Source organism: Rhizobium sullae, assembly GCF_900169785.1.
Taxonomy (GTDB): Bacteria; Pseudomonadota; Alphaproteobacteria; order Rhizobiales; family Rhizobiaceae; genus Rhizobium; species Rhizobium sullae.
The window spans coordinates 317,847-333,642 of sequence record NZ_FWER01000004.1 but is presented as its reverse complement, the minus strand read 5'-3'; the positions used below and the strand labels follow the sequence as shown (position 1 = coordinate 333,642).

At 59.1% G+C, this 15,796-nt stretch carries 12 protein-coding genes; 10 read left to right on the top strand and 2 right to left on the bottom strand.

The features are described from left to right. Positions 1 to 66: 66 nt before the first annotated feature. The 5 genes from BN1800_RS06210 (at position 67) to speB (ending at position 6,616) form a co-directional block, all read left to right on the top strand. Positions 67 to 912 carry a transporter substrate-binding domain-containing protein gene (locus BN1800_RS06210; RefSeq protein WP_086995517.1) on the top strand — a complete coding sequence of 282 codons (846 nt, stop codon included), beginning with the start codon at positions 67 to 69 and terminating at the stop codon, positions 910 to 912. 105 nt (positions 913 to 1,017) lie between these two features. Then, complete coding sequence (locus BN1800_RS06205) at positions 1,018 to 2,415, top strand: aspartate aminotransferase family protein (RefSeq protein WP_086995513.1); 1,398 nt, start codon at positions 1,018 to 1,020, stop codon at positions 2,413 to 2,415. 1 nt (position 2,416) lies between these two features. Continuing rightward, the gene (gene ggt / locus BN1800_RS06200) at positions 2,417 to 4,009 is read left to right on the top strand and encodes a gamma-glutamyltransferase (protein ID WP_086995665.1); all 1,593 of its coding nucleotides are present in this window, start codon (positions 2,417 to 2,419) and stop codon (positions 4,007 to 4,009) included. A 21-nt stretch (positions 4,010 to 4,030) separates the two neighbouring features. After that, a complete protein-coding gene (locus tag BN1800_RS06195; protein WP_086995510.1) occupies positions 4,031 to 5,464 on the top strand; it encodes an NAD-dependent succinate-semialdehyde dehydrogenase in 1,434 nt (477 codons plus the stop codon). A gap of 105 nt (positions 5,465 to 5,569) precedes the next feature. Continuing rightward, on the top strand, positions 5,570 to 6,616 hold the full coding sequence (gene speB / locus BN1800_RS06190) for an agmatinase (protein ID WP_086995507.1): 1,047 nt from the start codon (positions 5,570 to 5,572) through the stop codon (positions 6,614 to 6,616). Between the two features lie 353 nt (positions 6,617 to 6,969). Here speB and BN1800_RS06185 read toward each other — a convergent pair whose 3' ends face one another. Beyond that, the gene (locus BN1800_RS06185; RefSeq protein ID WP_086995504.1) at positions 6,970 to 7,881 is read right to left on the bottom strand and encodes a helix-turn-helix domain-containing protein; all 912 of its coding nucleotides are present in this window, start codon (positions 7,879 to 7,881) and stop codon (positions 6,970 to 6,972) included. Between the two features lie 86 nt (positions 7,882 to 7,967). Between BN1800_RS06185 and BN1800_RS06180 the strand changes: the two genes are divergently transcribed. The 5 genes from BN1800_RS06180 to BN1800_RS06160 all read left to right on the top strand — a co-directional run bounded on the left by BN1800_RS06180 (position 7,968) and on the right by BN1800_RS06160 (position 14,163). Beyond that, a complete protein-coding gene (locus tag BN1800_RS06180; protein ID WP_086995501.1) occupies positions 7,968 to 9,242 on the top strand; it encodes an ABC transporter substrate-binding protein in 1,275 nt (424 codons plus the stop codon). A gap of 76 nt (positions 9,243 to 9,318) precedes the next feature. Further along, positions 9,319 to 10,179, top strand: a complete 861-nt coding sequence (locus BN1800_RS06175) for a carbohydrate ABC transporter permease (RefSeq protein ID WP_027507865.1) — start codon at positions 9,319 to 9,321, stop codon at positions 10,177 to 10,179. Beyond that, complete coding sequence (locus BN1800_RS06170; RefSeq protein ID WP_086995498.1) at positions 10,176 to 11,018, top strand: carbohydrate ABC transporter permease; 843 nt, start codon at positions 10,176 to 10,178, stop codon at positions 11,016 to 11,018. The genes BN1800_RS06175 and BN1800_RS06170 overlap by 4 nt, the downstream gene beginning before the upstream one ends. Positions 11,019 to 11,031: 13 nt before the next feature. Beyond that, positions 11,032 to 12,117 carry an ABC transporter ATP-binding protein gene (locus tag BN1800_RS06165; protein WP_086995495.1) on the top strand — a complete coding sequence of 362 codons (1,086 nt, stop codon included), beginning with the start codon at positions 11,032 to 11,034 and terminating at the stop codon, positions 12,115 to 12,117. A gap of 42 nt (positions 12,118 to 12,159) precedes the next feature. After that, positions 12,160 to 14,163, top strand: a complete 2,004-nt coding sequence (locus BN1800_RS06160) for an aldo/keto reductase (RefSeq protein ID WP_086995492.1) — start codon at positions 12,160 to 12,162, stop codon at positions 14,161 to 14,163. Between the two features lie 103 nt (positions 14,164 to 14,266). Here BN1800_RS06160 and BN1800_RS06155 read toward each other — a convergent pair whose 3' ends face one another. Further along, on the bottom strand, positions 14,267 to 15,781 hold the full coding sequence (locus BN1800_RS06155) for an ABC transporter substrate-binding protein (RefSeq protein ID WP_086995489.1): 1,515 nt from the start codon (positions 15,779 to 15,781) through the stop codon (positions 14,267 to 14,269). Between the last annotated feature and the right edge of the window lie 15 nt (positions 15,782 to 15,796).

Genomic DNA, 15,796 nt, shown 5'->3' with positions numbered 1-15,796 from the left:
TTTTGCACGTCTTCGGATACTGAGCGTTCTGGTCGCCGGGACGGCACAACAACAAGGGGAATTTCAATGACAAGAATGAACTGGGCACTCGGCGCCATCGCGCTCGGCACGATCCTTGCCGGCAGCGCTGCCGCGCAGCAAGGCAAGCCGGCGGAGATCACGATCGCCACCGAAGGCGCCTATGAACCGTGGAACTTTACTCGCTCGGATGGAAAGCTGGATGGATTCGAAATCGATCTCGCCAATGACCTCTGCGGGAGGATGAAGATCAAGTGCAATATCGTGGCGCAGGATTGGGATGGCCTCATTCCATCGCTGAATGCCAAGAAGTTCGATGCGATCATGGCCTCTATGATCGTAACGGAAAAGCGTCTGGCTGTGATCTCCTTCAGTGAGGCCTACGCGCCGACGTCGGCGGCTTTCCTGGTGGAGAAGGCCGGCCCTTTGGGAAACCTTCCGGGGACGGGAACGACCGTGAATCTGGGTGACGACAAGGCCAAGGTGGAGGGGGAATTGAAGCCGTTGCGCGACGCGCTTGACGGCAAGACGGTCGGCGCTCAGGTTTCGACAGCGAACGTCGCCTTCCTCGACTCTTATTTCAAAGGCGTCGTCGAGACCCGGGAATACAAGACGGTCGAGCAGCACGACCTTGACATGCAAGCCGGCCGGATCGATGCCGTCGTGGCGCAGAGAACCTCCCTCAACGCCACCCTCGCGAAAGATGATTTCAAGGACTACGCTATCGCCGGCCCGACATTCACCGGAGGCGTCTTCGGTCAGGGCATTGCCGTGGGCCTGCGCAAGGACGACACTGAATTAAAAGCTATGTTCGACGCGGCAATCGCGGCCGCCAAGGCCGACGGTACGATCGGCAAGCTCGCTAAAAAGTGGATGAAGACGGATCTTTATTGATCGCCTGCACGACAGCGACAGGCGTCCCTCGATGGCGAGGCTTGTCTGCGAGGATCGGCGGTCTCTCCGCCGATCTGCAATCCCTCATGTTCATTGGAGAGCCTTGTGACCATTCTTCCCAATTCCCTGGAAGCGCGCGATATTGCCCGCGTTCTCCATCCCTACACGAATGCATCCCAGCATCTGAAGGAAGGGCCGATGGTCATTGCCAAGGGTGACGGGATTCACATCATCGATACGGACGGCAACAAATATATCGAGGGGCTCGGCGGGCTGTTTTGCGCCTCCCTTGGATTCAGCGAACAACGGCTTGTCGATGCTGCGATGCGGCAGCTGAAGGAACTGCCGTTCTACCATAGCTTCGGGGGCAAATCCCATGAGACCGCGATCGAACTCGCTGACCGTTTGATCAGGCTCGCCCCGGTCCCGATGTCGAAGGTGTTCTTTGCCAATTCGGGGTCGGAGGCCAACGATACCGCGATGAAGCTCGTCTGGTACTATCACAACGCCATCGGCAAGCCACATAAGAAGAAAATCATTTCCAGGCTGCGCGCCTATCACGGGGTTACCATCGCCTCTGCCAGTCTGACGGGCTTGCCGAACAACCATCGCGACTTCGATCTGCCGATTGCCCGCGTTCTTCATACCGATTGCCCGGAGTTTTACCGCTACGGACTGCCGGGTGAGACTGAAGAAGAGTTTGCGACGCGATGCGCGGATTCGTTGGAACGGCTGATCCTCAGCGAGGGACCCGACACCATCGGCGCCTTTTTTGCCGAGCCTTTGATGGCGTCCGGCGGATGCATCGTGCCTCCGCCGTCCTATTACGAAAAGATCCAGGCGATCCTGAAACGCTACGACATCCTGCTGATCGCCGATGAAGTCATCTGCGGCTTCGGCCGGCTCGGCACGATGTTCGGCTCCGAAAGCTTCGGCCTGGAGCCCGACATGATCGCCATGGCCAAGCAGCTTTCTGCCGCCTATCAGCCGATCTCGGCTCTCATGGTCAATGGGAAAATCCATGATGCGGTCGTCGCCGAAAGCGAAAAGATCGGTACGTTCGGACATGGATTTACCTATAGCGGGCATCCCGTGGCAACCGCCGTCGCCCTCGAAACGCTGAAGATCTACGAAGAGCGCAATATCCTTGGACATGTCCGGAAGGTGGCGCCGCTGTTTCAGCAGCGGCTTGAGGAATTGAGAGATCACCCGCTCGTCGGCGACGTCCGGGGCCGTGGTCTCATCGGCACGCTCGAATTGGTTCGCAACAAGGAGACGAAGCAACCCTTCAGTCCTGCCGACGGTATCGCGATCCATGCGGGGAAAAGAGCGCAGGCCCATGGCGTGATCACACGCGCGCTTGGTGATAACTATTCCCTCTGCCCGCCGCTGATCATCACCGAGGTAGAGATCAACGAGCTTTTCGACCGATCGAAGCGCGCGCTTGACGACACCTTCGCCTGGGCCACAACAAATGGACTTTACCGAGATGCAGCTGAATAACGTGCGTAATTTCGAACGTCCGGGACGTTCTCTCTCCGTCGGGAAGAACGGAATGGCGGCCACCTCCCATCCGATGGCGACCCTTACCGCGATCGATATCCTTAAGAGCGGCGGGCGGGCCATAGATGCCGCTGTCGCCGCTTGCGCCGTCCAATGCGTCGTCGAGGCCGGATCGACCGGCATCGGCGGTGATTGCTTCGCCCTGCTGACGTCGAATGGAGGGAATGACGTCATCGCTTACAACGGTTCAGGACGCACGCCGGCCGCCGCTGAACTGCAGTGGTTTCTCGATCGTGGAATTACGGCGATCGAGCGTTCGTCGCCGCATGCGGTGACGATTCCCGGCGCCGTTGATGCTTGGACGCGGCTCGTTGCCGATCACGGCCGAATGTCGATGAGCGATATTCTCGCTCCGGCGATCGCGCTTGCACGCGAAGGCTACGGGATCACGCCAAGGGTCGCGGCCGACATTTCCCAGCAGCGCGACCTGCTGACGAGAGATCCGTCGACGCGCCGCATTTTCCTCGACAGTGATCAGCGGCCTGCGATCGGTTCGCTTCAGAGACAGCCGGAGCTTGCTGATACGCTTGCAGCGATCGGCAAATACGGCCGCGACGCCTTTTATCGTGGGGTCGTCGCAGAGGATATGGTCGCCCGGCTGGTGTCCCTCGAAGGACTCCACACGCTGGAAGACTTCGCGTCTGCGGTTGGTGAGTACGTCAAGCCAATCAGCGCCAGGTATCGCGGATGGACGGTTCACGAGTGCCCTCCGAACGGGCAAGGCATCATTGCTCTTATGATCCTCAAGATCCTGGAGCGGTTCAAGCGGGCGGGCGATCCGTTGAGGGCAGACAACCTCCATATCGAGATCGAAGCAACGCGGCTCGCCTACGCCGCACGCAACCGCTGGCTCGCCGATCCCTCAAGCTCCGACGTTCCGGCGGATTTTCTGTTATCGGACGGGCTTGCCGACTCTCTCGCCGCCCAGATCGACCTTAAAAGAGCGAGTGACGCGCAATTGTATGTCGATGGAATAGAACATTCCGACACAGTCTATATTTCGGTCGTCGACAAAGACCGCAATGCGGTCAGTTTCATCAATTCGATCTTCCATTCTTACGGAAGTGGCCTGATGGCGCCCAAATCGGGCGTGTTGTTCCACAATCGTGGCCAGAGTTTTGTGGTTAAACAGGGCCACCCGAATGCGATCGGGCCAAGCAAGCGGCCAATGCATACTATCATTCCGGGTCTCGTGACGCGCGATGGTAAAACCGTGCTGTCGTTCGGCGTCATGGGCGGGCATTACCAGGCGATGGGCCATGCCCATTTCCTGTCCAAGCTGTTCGACTACGGCATGGACATGCAATCCGCGATCGAATTGCCGCGTCTCTTTCCCCTTCCCGGGACGGCAACCGTCGAGGCCGAGGAGGCTCTGCGCACATCGATAGGGCCGGATCTTGAGGCTCGCGGGTTCAAGGTCGTCCAACCCAATTGGGCGATCGGCGGCGCCCAAGCGATCTGGATCGACGCCGAGCATGGAACGCTTCTTGGTGCCTCCGACCATCGCAAGGACGGCTGCGCGCTCGGCTATTGATGTCAATGATTGGGAAAGCGAATGTCTGAGTACCCGAATACCCGGCTCTACATCAACGGAACCTGGCGCGAAGGCTCGAGAGAAGGGCTACCGGTGGTTAATCCGGCTTCCGAGGAAGTCATAGGCCTGGTTGCCAATGCCGGCCCGGAGGATCTCGACGATGCCTTGTCGGCAGCTGCGTCCGGCTTCGACGTCTGGCGCAGGACCAGCGCCTTTGACCGGGCAAAGATCCTTCACCAGGCGGCACAGAACTTGTGCGATCGCGCCGACATGATTGCCAGGATCATGACAATGGAGCAGGGCAAACCGCTTGCGGAATCGCGCATGGAAACGGCCGGTGCGGCCGACATCATCGACTGGTTCGCGGAAGAAGGAAGGCGCGCCTACGGTCGTCTCATCCCTTCGAGGTCCCTGAATGTCCGCCAGCTCGTCGTCAAGGAGCCTGTTGGGCCCGTGGCTGCCTTCAGTCCCTGGAACTTTCCGCTGAATCAGGCCGTCCGCAAGGTGGCGGCCGCTCTCGCCGCAGGATGCTCGATTGTCCTGAAAGGTCCTGAGGAGACGCCGGCGAGCTGCGCGGAACTCGTGCGCGCTTTCGCTGATGCAGGTCTGCCGGCCGGCGCTCTCAATCTCGTCTATGGCATCCCCGCCGAGGTTTCCAGCCATCTCATCCCGCATCCGGTTATCCGCAAGGTTTCGTTCACGGGTTCGACAGCGGTCGGCAAGCAGCTTGCTGGCCTTGCCGGAACCCATATGAAACGCGTGACGATGGAGCTTGGCGGGCACGCGCCGGCCATCGTATTCGACGATGCCGATGTCGACCTGGCGGTTAGGATATTGGCCGGCGCAAAGTTCCGAAATGCCGGGCAGGTCTGTGTGGCGCCGACCCGCTTCCTGATCGAGGAGAGCATCTATTCCAGGTTCGTCGACGGTTTGGTCAAAGCTGCGGAAGCGATCAACGTGGGGAACGGATTGGACGCCGGCGTCACAATGGGCCCGCTGGCGAACGCGCGGCGCGTCGAGGCAATGATCGATTTGACGAGCGATGCCGTCTCCCGAGGCGGCAGGATTGCGACCGGCGGCGAACGGATCGGCAATCGTGGCAACTTTTTCAAGCCTACGGTTCTTACGGACGTGCCGCTCGATGCGCGGGTGCAGAACGAGGAGCCTTTTGGTCCTATCGCGATCGTCAGTCCGTTCTCCAGCTACGAGGCGGTGGTCAGGGAGGCAAACCGGCTGCCCTATGGTCTGGCTGCCTACGCCTATACCACCTCCGGAAAGACGAGTTTGGCGCTCTCGCAGGATGTTGAGAGCGGAATGCTGTCGATCAACCATCATGGGCTTGCTCTTCCCGAGTTGCCGTTCGGAGGCGTCAAGGATTCCGGCTATGGCTCCGAGGGCGGGACCGAAGCGATGGAAAACTATCTCAACACGAAGCTTGTGACACAGGCGGCATGAATGCTCCGAAGATGAAGCGGCGACGGCCGACAATCGCGATCTGCAGCCGCTGACCACGGGTCACAGATCAGTGTTTAGGATTAAAGGCAGAAGAGGACGATAAAAATGCCGGATATTTTGAGTCTGGACCAGTTGCGGGCCCGCTATGGCAATGCCTCCGGCGGAGATATTTTCGATCCTGAGTTCCGCAAAATCGGTGAGCTTGTATTTGGTGACGGGGATAATCGCCAAGCACCTTATTGCGGCGTTCCAACCCTGCTGAAAGCGCCTTACTATCCGAATGCTGCCCCCGACTTCCGAGATGTTGACGTAGCGCTCCTCGGGATACCGATGGATCTCGGAGTGACAAACCGCTCCGGTGCGCGCTTTGGTCCCCGCGCCGTTCGCAATGTCGATCGTGTCGGCCCTTACGAGCATGTCCTTCGAGCTGTACCGACGGCTCATGTCCGGGTGGCGGATGTGGGCGATGTACCCTTCCGCAGCCGGTTCGACCTTGCGCAGTCGCACGAGGATATCGAGAATTTCGTCCGGGGCATCGTCGCGGCCGGTGTCATCCCTCTTTCCGTTGGCGGTGATCATTCGATCGGCTTGCCGCTTCTTCGAGCCATTGGCCGAGACCAGCCTGTCGGAATGATCCATATCGATGCTCATTGCGATACCAGCGGATCTTTTGAGGGCTGCAAATTTCATCATGGGGGACCCTTTCGGCAGGCCGTCCTTGATGGCGTGCTCGACCCCCGCCGAAGCATCCAGATCGGCATTCGAGGCAATTCGGAATATCTGTGGGAATTCTCCTACGCCGCCGGAATGACCGTCATTCATGCCGAGGAAGTCGAAGCACTCGGCATTCGCGGTGTTACCAGAAAAATCCGTGAGGTTGTCGGCGAAGGCCCCACCTATGTCAGCTTCGACGTCGATGCCCTCGATCCGGCATTTGCGCCGGGCACTGGCACGCCGGAAGTGGGTGGTTTGAGCTCGGCACAGGCGCTCGCGATCCTGCGCGGTCTATCGGGATTGAATATTATCGGTGGCGACGTTGTTGAAGTCGCTCCGCAATACGATCCGACAACCAATACGGCCCAGATTGCGGCGCAGGTCCTGTTCGAACTTCTGTGCCTTTCAGTCGAGGCGCACAGGAACAAGCTCAGTTGAATCAACCGACGGAGCACAGTGCTGGATTGGGCCGGTACGAATCCGCCCCCTCAAGACCACGCCGTTTTGCGGTGGTGCTGCGCACCAGCCTTGACCGGTCGGTTTCGTACCGGCGAAGCCCCTGAAGCAGGAAAGGCGGGGCGTGCGTCGGCATCCCAGCGTCAGCCGCAACGGCCCGGCGCAACTGCTGGATTGGGCGCACCGGTTTTGATTAGCGCGCGTTGGTATAACCTTGCTGTTGTTAGAACTGCGAATCCGTCGCAGGACGGCATCAACGCTCGGTAATCAGCGGGCCTTTTGTTGAGTGGGAATACGATCCCGGAAATGGCAATGTGGTGGACGACACCGGACGCTTAGTTTGCCACTGTGTTGCCGCACGTTGCCAGGCGGATGTCTCTTCGGAAGTCAGACGGTGACATGCCTGCGATGTGGCGGAAGGATTTGTTGAAGGCGCTGATGGAGCCGAAACCGCTGTCCATCGCCACCTGAAGGACATTCGCGTCGTCGGCCATCAGCAACGCCTGGGCGCGTGAAAGGCGCAGCAGATTGAGGTATTTGCTGAGCGTCATCCCGGTCGATTTCTTGAAGACGTTCATTGCGTATTTCGGATGCAGATCCGCAGCACGGGCGATATCGACGGTGTCGATGTCCTCCATGAAATTGGCGGCGATGAAATCGCACATCCTGACTATGCTGCGCGATGATTGCGCATGGGGCTGTTCGGCCTCCGTTCCACCGTAGCCGACAGCCGTCATCGAATAGGGTTCGAATGCGATGCGCTCGATGCGGAGCAGCAACTCGTCGACAGCATGTTGCGCTTTTGCTGGATTGCCAGAGTTGGCGTAGCGGGACCAGCGGGAGAAGTTCTCTTTGTCTGCGGCGTCGGTGGCGGACGTCAGCAGCGTCGAGCCCTTCATCAGCCTGCTGGAGATTTCGGCAGGCAGGCGAAGACGGAAGAAATAGACAAGCGGCAGATGGGCTCCCGCATAGAGCGAATCGTCGGAGGATTCATCCATCTGATGCGGCTGGCCGCCCCAGAAGAGGCACATGTCGCCGGCCCTGAGCGTCATTTCGTGGTCGTTCATGCGGTAATGCACGATTCCGCGCATGATGTAGTTCACTTCCACCTGCGCGTGCCAGTGCGGCATGACCATGACCGGCGGATGGGCGTGGAACATCTGCAGCGTTGTCGGCAGGCCCTCGATACTGCTCGCACCCGGTTGATAGATGGCTCTTCTGGCAACCTTACTTTCCGCCAAATTCATATTCCCTTTTTAGGAGACAGGGGCTCCCTTGCATATAACTTAGCCACGTTCGCTAAAGGACGGCAATTGAAAAGGGAGGATTTTCAATGCGCTTCAAACTTATCGGTGCGACCGCTGCGGTCGCGCTGCTGGCTTCCGGTTCCGCATTCGCGCAGTCGGGCAATCTCACCATCTGGAGCTGGAACGTCGCAGCATCGGCGCTGAAATCCACGCTCGAAGGCTTCAACAAGCAATATCCAGATATCAAGGTCACGGTGGAAGACCTCGGGAACAGCCAAGTCTTCGATAAGACACTTGCCGGTTGCGCCGCCGGCGGCGACGGTCTGCCGGACATCGTGACGATCGAGAATTTTGAGGCGGAAATCTTCTGGAACCGCTTCCCGGACTGCTTCGCCAATCTGAACGAACTCGGTTATACGGCGGAAATCCAAGCGAAATTTCCTGACTTCAAGCGCACCGAGCTAGAGGTCGGTGATGCCGCCTATGCGATGCCGTGGGATTCCGGTCCGGTTGCCGTCTTCTACCGCCGTGACTTCTATGAAAAGGCCGGCGTCGATCCGGCGACGATCAAGAACTGGGACGATTTTATCGCTGCCGGCAAGAAGATTTCCGAAGCCAATCCCGGCGTCGTCATGGCGCAGGCCGATTTCAACGGCGACAGCGAATGGTTCCGGATGATCGCCAACGAGCAGGGCTGCGGCTATTTCGCTACCGACGGCCAAACGATCACCATCAACAAGCCGGCCTGCGTCGCGAGCCTCGAAAAGGTCAAGCAGATGAAGGACGCCGGAACGCTGACGGCCGCCATCTGGGACCAGAAAATCCAGGCCAATACCGCGGGCAAGGTCGCAAGCCAGATGTATGGCGGCTGGTACGAAGGCACGATACGCTCCGGCTCGCCGGATCTTTCCGGCAAATGGGGCATCTACATGATGCCTAGCCTCACGGCTGACGGCCCGCATGCCGCCAATCTCGGCGGTTCGTCGCTGGCCATCAACGCCAATTCCGAAAACAAGGAAGCGGCCTGGGCCTATCTGAACTATGCGCTGGCTACCAATGAAGGCCAGGTCACGATGCTGAAGTCCTTCGGCCTCGTCCCTTCGCTGTTGTCAGCCGTACAGGATCCTTTTGTCAACGAGCCGCTGCCTTACTGGGGCGGGCAGAAGGTCTGGGCGGACATCCTTTCGACGCTGCCGAAGATCGTACCGAGCCGCGGGACGGCGTTCCAGAGCGATGCGGATGCGATCTACAAGGCGGCGCAGACGAAGTATTTCGCCGGCGGCTATCCGGACGCCAAAGCGGCCCTTGACGACGCGGCCAACCAGATCGCCTCGGCGACTGGCCTTCCGATCGCAGAATGAGCAACCGGCCGGGCGCCTGATGCGCGCCCGGCGTTCACCTTCAAGGTGGCTCGTTTCGCTTGTGAGGAGGATATAAATGCCATTCAGGACCCGGAGCGCCTATCTGTTCCTTGCGCCCTATCTTCTGGTCTTCGCCACCTTCTGGCTTTGGCCGATTATCAATTCGTTCCTGATCTCGTTCCAGAACACCCGCATCAATCCCTGGAAATACAGCTTTCAGGCCAATTGGGGACGCCTCTTCGGCGATCCGGCTTTCTATAATGCGCTCTACAATACGCTGATCATCCTGGTCATCCAGGTGCCGGTGATGATTGCGCTTGCAACCGTCATGGCGGTACTTTTGAATTCGCCGCTGCTGAAAGCGCGGCCTCTTTTCCGCTTCGCCTTCTTTGCGCCCGTCGTCGTCGGCGAGGTCGCCTATGCCGCCGTCTTCCGGCTGATGTTCAGCATCGATTTCGGTATCGTCAACAAGCTGATCGGTTCGGTCGGCATTGCTCCGGTTTCCTGGTTTGACAATGCGAATGCGGCAATGGCCCTCGTCATTATCGCTGTCACCTGGCGCTGGGCGGGCTACAACGCGATCATCATTTTGGCCGGCCTGCAGTCGATCCCTGACGATGTCTACGAGGCCGCGACGCTCGATCGCGTCAGCAAGGTACAGCAGTTCTTCCACATCACCCTGCCGCTCCTGAAGCCGATCATCCTCTTTTGCGTGGTGCTGTCGGTGATCGGCACGATGCAGCTTTTCACCGAACCGTTCCTCATCACGAATCGCGGTGGCCCGGGCGGCGGCACGGAAACGCTCGGCCTGCTTCTTTACCGGCAGGGCTTCACATCACTGAATTTCGGATACGCATCGGCGATCGCCTACACGATAGCCGCGCTGGCGATTGCAATTTCGCTGTTTAATCTGTGGGTCGGGAGGGAGCCAAAATGAGGTCGAGGTCCAAGTCGCAATCTCTCTTGATACGCAAGATCGCGCTGCATGCCGCTCTGACGCCGCTTGCCGTCATCTGGCTCTTTCCACTCTGGATGATGTTCGTCTTCTCGACCATGCCCGACAACGGCATCTTCAGCCCGGACATCGTGCTGTGGCCGTCAACAAACTTTGTCGAGAATTTCAGGAACCTGCAGGCCGATACAAATTTTCTGAGGGCGATGTTCATCTCGATCACCGTCGCGATCATCTATACCATCCTGTCGGTGATGCTGACATCGATGGCCGGCTGGGCGCTTGCGCGCTATAGGTTCATCGGCCGCTCCGTGGTCACAGCCATCATTCTTGGCACGATCACCTTGCCTTTCGCCGTTGTCGTGATCCCGCAATTCATCATGGTGGCGCGCGAATTCAAGCTGGCGAACACCTGGGTGGCACTCATCGTCCCGCCTCTCTTCAATTCGCTGGGCGTGCTCTTCATGCGCCAGTCCTTCTCGATGATGCCGAACGAGCTTTTCGACGCCGCCCGCGTCGAGGGCGTCAAAGAATGGCAGATATTCCTGCGCATCGCCTTGCCGCTTGCCCGGCCGACGATGGCGGCGCTGTCGATCATTCTCTTCCTCCACTCGTGGAACAATTATCTCTGGCCGCTGCTCATCAACTCCCGGCCGGGCATGATGACAGCGCCGGTGGCGCTCGGAACGCTGATCGGCCTCACCAAGGTTTCCTGGGGCGGCATCATGGCGGGCGCGATGCTGCTGACCGCACCGATCCTCGTCGTTTTCGTGCTGTTACAGCGTCATTTCATCGCCGGCATCGCGGCCGGCGCAATCAAATAACAGGGGAGGCCGAATGGCAGAGCTTTCACTCAGGAATGTTGTCAAACGCTTTGGTGTCTTCGACGTGATCCACGGCGCCAATCTCGACGTGAAGGACGGCGAGTTCGTCGTCTTCGTCGGCCCTTCAGGCTGCGGGAAATCAACGCTGCTGCGGATGATCGCCGGTCTTGAAGATATCTCAGCTGGCGAGATCACGATCGGTGGTAGGGTCGTCAACAATGTCGAACCTGCCGATCGCGGCATTGCCATGGTCTTCCAGTCCTATGCGCTCTACCCGCATATGACGGTCGCGGATAACCTCTCTTTCGGCCTGCGTATGAATGGCAACCCGAAGGCGGATACCGAGAAACGGGTGCGCCACGCCGCCGAGATCCTGCAGATCAAGGAATTGATGGAACGCCGTCCGAAGCAACTCTCCGGCGGCCAGCGCCAGCGTGTTGCGATCGGGCGCGCTATTGTTCGCGAGCCGGAGGTCTTCCTCTTCGACGAACCGCTGTCGAACCTTGACGCAGAACTGCGCGTGCAGATGAGGGTGGAAATCTCGCGGCTGCACAAGCAGCTCGGCACGACGATGATCTATGTGACCCACGACCAGACGGAGGCGATGACGCTTGCTGACAAGATCGTCGTGCTGCGTGCCGGCAAGATCGAGCAGATCGGTGCGCCGCTCGACCTCTACGACGATCCTGCTAACCAGTTCGTTGCCGGTTTCGTCGGTTCGCCGAAGATGAATTTTCTGGCGGCGGAAGTTGTTGAAAGAGACGCCTCGAACGCAACCGTTGCCGTGACCGGGGACAGGAATGTCCGACTGACGCTGCCGGTTTCGGCGGTTGCCGAAAAGGGCGCGCAGGTTACCCTCGGCGTGCGGCCCGAGCATTTTGCCGACCAGGGCAGCGGCGATGCCGACCTGACCGTCGCGGTCGACGTTGCCGAGCACCTGGGCAATACCAGCTATGTCTATGCGACCGCTGCGGGCGGCCAGCCGCTCATCATCGAACGTCCGGAATCCCGCTCTGCCGCCGATCGCGACACGCTTACCGTCGCAGTTTCCGCAAAGCGCACCTTCCTGTTCGACAGCGCAGGCAATCGCTTGCGCTGACGAAATCCGCTCCCAAGACGAAGATACGAAAGAGGAATAGCCATGAGTTCAGAGCAACCGATCCGCTGGGGCATCATCGGTCCCGGCACCATCGCCCGCACCTTCGCAGACGGCATCGCGCATTCGCGGACCGGCAAATTGGTGGCTATCGCGAGCCGCAATCCGGAAAAACCGGGCCTCGGCGACGGCTTTCCCGGTGCCCGCATCGTCAAAGGCTATGATGCGCTGCTGACCGATCCGGAGATCGATGCCGTCTATATCGCCACGCCGCACACCGGCCATGCCGAATGGGCGATCAAGGCAATCCGCGCTGGCAAGCACGTGCTGGTGGAAAAGCCGATCGCGCTTTCGGCCTTCGATGCGGATGCGATCTACTATGAAGCGAAGAAGGCCGGCGTCTTTGCCGGCGAGGGCTTCATGTACCGCGTGCATCCCCAGACGGCGAAGATCGTCGAATTGGTGAAAAGCGGTGTGATCGGCACGGTGCGGATCATCCGCTCAAGTTTCGGCTTCAACATGGGCAGCTTCAAGCCAGAGCATCGGCTCTTCGCCAATGACAAGGCGGGCGGCGGCATTCTGGATGTCGGCGGCTATCCGGTTTCGATGGCGCGGCTGATCGCCGGAGCGGTTGAAGACAAGCCTTTCCTCGAGCCGCAGAAAGTTTCCGGCGTGGCGCACCTCGGCCAGTCGGGCATCGACGAATGGGCCTCCGCCGTTCTGAAATTTCCGAACGGCATCATCGCCGAAGTCTCCTGCTCGATCATGGCGCAGCAGGACAATACGCTGCGTATCATCGGCTCCGAAGGCCGTATCGAGGTCAAGGATTTCTGGTTTGCCTCAGGTCACAAGGGCGGCGTCGGCAAGATCGAGATATTCAAGGGCAATGAACAACAAGCGGTCGAGGTGAAGGAAGACCGCTGGCTCTATTCCTTTGAAGTCGACGCGGCTGGAGATGCAATCCGCGCCGGCGAGAAGGAATTCACTTCGCCGGGCATGAGTTGGACCGATTCCGTCGGCAACCTCCGCGTTCTCGACCAATGGCGTGCCTCGGTCGGCCTTGAATATGGGGTCGAAAAGGCATCAAAACGCACCGCGAATATTGCGGGTGGGACAGTCCGGCGAGGCGACAGCATTCCACAGCGTCAGATACCAGGCATTTCCAAGCCCGCCTCCGTCGTGACGCTCGGATTCGAGTTCTTCCCGAGTTTTGCAGCCGCCTCGCTGACGCTCGATGGCTTCTACGAGGCGGGCGGCAACATCTTCGACACGGCTTATGTCTACGGTGGCGGCAAGACGGAGAGCATCTTCGGCGATTGGCACACGAGCCGCAACATTCCGCGCGAGGAGATCGTGCTGATCGGCAAGGGTGTGCATTCGCCGCTCTGCTATCCGGACATGATCGCCACGCAACTCGATCAGTCGCTCGACAGGCTGAAGACGGACTACGTCGATATTTACTTCATGCATCGCGACAATACCGGCGTTCCGGTTGGCGAGTTCGTCGATGCCATGGATGCGGAAGTCAACCGCGGCCGCATCCGCGGGATTTTCGGCGGCTCGAACTGGACGCGCGAGCGCATGGACGAGGCGATGGCCTATGCGGCAAAGAACGGCAAGAAAGCGCCTGCTGCTCTTTCCAACAACTTCTCGCTCGCTGAAATGCTCGATCCGATCTGGGCCGGATGCGTCGCAGCTTCGGACGATGATTGGAAGAAGTGGCTGAACGACAAGCAGATTCCGAACTTCGCATGGTCGAGCCAGGGCCGCGGCTTCTTTACCGACCGGGCGGGACGCGACAAGCATGACGACGAGGAAATCGTCCGCTGCTGGTATTCCGAGCGCAACTTCGGGCGCCGTGACCGCGCGATTGAACTTGGGAAGGAGCTCGGGCGCAACCCGATCCATATCGCTCTCGCCTATGTCATCGCCCAGCCGTTCCCTGTCATTCCGCTGATCGGCCCGCGCACAATCGCCGAGCTGGAAGACAGCCTTTCAGCACTCGACATCAAGCTTACGCCCGAGCAGGTGAAGTGGCTGGAGGGCTGACGAACGAGAAAAGCGCGGGGAGGTAATCTCTGCGCCGCGACTTCCCGACGAATTGGGCGCCGCCATCCAGTGGAGTGGCGGCGTTTTAAATTGCAGCAATCGATCAGTTCTTAACCGTATCTTCCAGGAAGAAACGGCCAAGCGGGTTCTGGTAGAAGTTCTCAATGTGCTTGCGGGAGACGTTGATGTACGGGCTGTAGTAAAGGTCGATCCAGTTGACGTCATCCTTCGCCATCTTTTGAAGATCGACATACATCTGCTCGCGCTTCTTTGGATCGATCTCCAGACGGGCCGCGGCTACCAGTTCCTTCACCTTTTCGTTCTTGTAGTTGGTCAAGTAGTTGTTGTTGGAGTCGTGCCCGAGCACGAAGGTCGTCTTCTGGTCCGGATCGAGAATGTCGTTCGTCCAGTAGTTGACCGAGATGTCGTAATCGCCGGCGACCGTCATATCCCATTCCTGGCTTGGATCGACTTTCTGCAGGTTGGCGATAATACCGGCCTTCTGAAGCTGCTGCTGGACCAGAACGGCGGTCTGTTCGTCAACTTCGTCGCCCGCGCGGATCAGATAGTTCAGCGTTAAGCCTGATGCGCCGGCTGCCGCCAGCATCTCCTTGGCCTTTTCCGGATCATAAGAGCGCTGCATGTTGTCTGCGTAATAATAGAGGGCGCCCTTCGGGACATAAGAATTGGCGAGGGTTCCCTGGCCGAAGGTCACGGCGTCGACGATCGCCTTCTTGTCGATCGCCATATCGAGTGCCTGGCGGACTTCCTTCTTGGCGAGTGCGCCGTGCGCATGATTGATCAGCAGATGGTCCTCGCGGGTCGAGGCATCGATAGTGACGGTAAGGTTCGGGTCCTTCTTGAGTTCTTCGACACGGGAGAAGGGCACGAAGATCGCGGCGTCGAGCTGGCCGGCCTGGACATTCAGCATGCGCGTGTTGTCGTCCGGCACGGAGATCCATTCGACGCCATCGAGCTTCACTCGATCCGCCTGCCAGAAATAGGGGTTTTTCTTCAGGATGATACGGTCGCCGCGGCGCCACTCGTCAACCACGAAGGCACCGGATGCGATTGGCTTTTCACCGTAAGCATCGGAGCCCATTTCTTCCATGCCTTTCTTCGAGATCACCGAGGCGTTCGGAAGTGCCAACGTCGAAAGAAATGGTACGGAAAGGTTCTTGAGCTTGACGGTCAGCGTGCGGTCGTCGGTTGCGACAGCCGTGTCGACGACCTTGTAGGAGTCGCTCCAGAGCGATGTCTCATCATCGCGAATGCGCAGCAGGCTATAGGCGGCATCCCCGGCCGTCAGCGGTGAACCATCGGAGAATTTGGCATCGCGGATCTTAAACGTATAGGTGAGGCCGTCGTCGGAAACGGTCCAGCTTTCGGCAAGGCCAGGCTCCAGCTTGGTTCCCGTCTTGTCGACACGTATCAGCACGTCATAGACATTCGAGAAGACCCAGTTGTCGATGTTCTGGGCCGTCTTGATCGGATCAAAAGTCGTCGAGTCTTCGCGACGCCCGATGGTTAGAACCCCGGCTGCGTCGGCATAGCTTGCACTTAGCGTGAGGCCAGCCACGATGGCTGCTAGCCCGACTATCTTCCATTTGTTTGTCATGCGTTTGTTCCCTTC